Source organism: Alcaligenes parafaecalis (assembly GCF_026344135.1).
Taxonomy (GTDB): Bacteria; Pseudomonadota; Gammaproteobacteria; order Burkholderiales; family Burkholderiaceae_B; genus Alcaligenes; species Alcaligenes parafaecalis.
In genome coordinates this window covers 1-3,080 of sequence record NZ_JAPKNA010000011.1, presented here as the reverse complement: position 1 = coordinate 3,080, position 3,080 = coordinate 1, and the positions used below count along the sequence as shown (strand labels likewise).

Here is a 3,080-nt window from a genome sequence, read left to right as displayed (position 1 = left end):
GAAGAAGCACCTTGCTGCGATCAGTACGGATCAATCAGCAAGTGTTTGCGAAGGTGTCGAGCGCGGGTTGCGCTGCACTTCAATATTACGTTCTGTGGTCAACAACTTAACTCACTACAACCTCAAGGGTTATAGGATCAAGCCACACGGGCAATTAGTACTGGTTAGCTACATGCATTACTGCACTTCCACACCCAGCCTATCAACGTCCTGGTCTCGGACGACCCTACAGGGAGGTCAAGCCTCCGGGATATCTAATCTTCAGACGAGTTTCCCGCTTAGATGCCTTCAGCGGTTATCTCTTCCGTACGTAGCTACTCGGCAATGCCATTGGCATGACAACCGATACACCAGTGGTACGTCCACTCCGGTCCTCTCGTACTAGGAGCAGGCTCCGTCAAATATCCAACGCCCACGGCAGATAGGGACCAAACTGTCTCACGACGTTTTAAACCCAGCTCACGTACCTCTTTAAATGGCGAACAGCCATACCCTTGGGACCGGCTACAGCCCCAGGATGAGATGAGCCGACATCGAGGTGCCAAACACCGCCGTCGATATGAACTCTTGGGCGGTATCAGCCTGTTATCCCCAGAGTACCTTTTATCCGTTGAGCGATGGCCCTTCCATACAGAACCACCGGATCACTATGTCCTACTTTCGTACCTGTTCGACTTGTCAGTCTCACAGTCAAGCACGCTTATGCCATTGCACTATCAAGACGATTTCCGACCGTCTCTAGCGTACCTTCGAACTCCTCCGTTACACTTTAGGAGGAGACCGCCCCAGTCAAACTGCCCACCATGCACGGTCCCCGATCCCGATAAGGGACCTAGGTTAGAACCGCAAACAGACCAGGGTGGTATTTCAAGGTTGGCTCCACGCAATCTGGCGATCACGCTTCAATGCCTCCCACCTATCCTACACAGGCCGGTTCACAATCCAATGCAAAGCTACAGTAAAGGTTCATGGGGTCTTTCCGTCTAGCCGCGGGGAGATTGCATCATCACAACCATGTCAACTTCGCTGAGTCTCAGGAGGAGACAGTGTGGCCATCGTTACGCCATTCGTGCAGGTCGGAACTTACCCGACAAGGAATTTCGCTACCTTAGGACCGTTATAGTTACGGCCGCCGTTTACCGGGGCTTCGATCAAGAGCTTGCACCCCATCACTTAACCTTCCGGCACCGGGCAGGCGTCACACCCTATACGTCCACTTTCGTGTTTGCAGAGTGCTGTGTTTTTAGTAAACAGTCGCAGCCACCGATTCACTGCGGCCTCTTCATGCTTTGTGCGCAGGCACATCACACTAATGAGGCATACCTTCTCCCGAAGTTACGGTATTAATTTGCCGAGTTCCTTCTCCTGAGTTCTCTCAAGCGCCTTGGAATATTCATCCCGTCCACCTGTGTCGGTTTGCGGTACGGTCTCGTAGAGCTGAAGCTTAGAGGCTTTTCTTGGAACTGCTTCCAGTTAGTTTAGAGCCGAAGCTCTATCCAGTCACACCCTTGAATTACGCACCCGGATTTGCCTAAGTGCCTTCTATGATGCGCCAACGGGGACATCCAACACCCCGATAACATTCTGCAATCCGTCCCCCCATCGCACTCTACGACGGTGCGGGAATATTAACCCGCTTCCCATCAGCTACGCATCTCTGCCTCGCCTTAGGGGCCGACTCACCCTGCGCCGATGAACGTTGCGCAGGAAACCTTGGACTTACGGCGAGGGGGCTTTTCACCCCCTTTATCGCTACTCATGTCAGCATTCTCACTTCCGATACCTCCAGCATTCCTCACGGAACACCTTCACAGGCTTACGGAACGCTCTCCTACCATGTGTACTAAAAGTACACATCCGCAGCTTCGGTCTATGGCTTAGCCCCGTTACATCTTCCGCGCAGGACGACTCGATCAGTGAGCTATTACGCTTTCTTTAAAGGATGGCTGCTTCTAAGCCAACCTCCTGACTGTCTATGCCTTCCCACTTCGTTTCCCACTTAGCCATAGTTAGGGACCTTAGCTGGCGGTCTGGGTTGTTTCCCTCTTGAGTCCGGACGTTAGCACCCGGTGCTCTGTCTCCCGTACTGTACTTGCCGGTATTCGGAGTTTGCCATGGGTTGGTAAGTCGCTGTGACCCCCTAGCCATAACAGTGCTCTACCCCCGGCAGTAATATACGAGGCACTACCTAAATAGTTTTCGGAGAGAACCAGCTATCTCCAGGCTTGTTTAGCCTTTCACTCCGATCCACAGCTCATCCCCTAATTTTTCAACATTAGTGGGTTCGGTCCTCCAGCACGTGTTACCGTGCCTTCAACCTGGCCATGGATAGATCGCCTGGTTTCGGGTCTACACCCAGCGACTGAATCGCCCTATTCGGACTCGCTTTCGCTACGCCTCCCCTATTCGGTTAAGCTTGCCACTGAATGTAAGTCGCTGACCCATTATACAAAAGGTACGCAGTCACACCACGAAGGTGCTCCTACTGTTTGTATGCATATGATTTCAGGATCTATTTCACTCCCCTTCCGGGGTTCTTTTCGCCTTTCCCTCACGGTACTGGTTCACTATCGGTCGATCACGAGTATTTAGCCTTGGAGGATGGTCCCCCCATATTCAGACAGGATTTCACGTGTCCCGCCCTACTTGTTCGATGCTTAGTTCCACGTACTGAATTTCGCCTACAGGGCTATCACCTGCTACGGCTGGACTTTCCATTCCATTCGACTATTCAATACGCTAAAACATCCAGGCTGATCCGGTTTCGCTCGCCACTACTTCCGGAATCTCGGTTGATTTCTTTTCCTCGAGTTACTGAGATGGTTCAGTTCACTCGGTTCGCCTCCACATGCCTATGTATTCAGCATGGGATACCGTATTACTACGGTGGGTTTCCCCATTCGGACATCTACGGATCAAAGCTTGTTTGCCAGCTCCCCGTAGCTTTTCGCAGGCTACCGCGTCCTTCATCGCCTGTGATCGCCAAGGCATCCATCATATGCACTTATTCGCTTGATCCTATAACGCTTGGTGCTGTTATAGGAATATGAGTATACGTTGTTGCCGTTCATCAATCCTTA

The 3,080-nt window shown here is 51.8% G+C and carries 1 rRNA gene; it reads right to left on the bottom strand.

Going from position 1 to position 3,080, the window contains the following annotated elements:
* Positions 1-133: 133 nt before the first annotated feature.
* Positions 134-3,018, bottom strand: a 23S ribosomal RNA gene (locus OSH09_RS18235).
* Positions 3,019-3,080 lie beyond the last annotated feature (62 nt).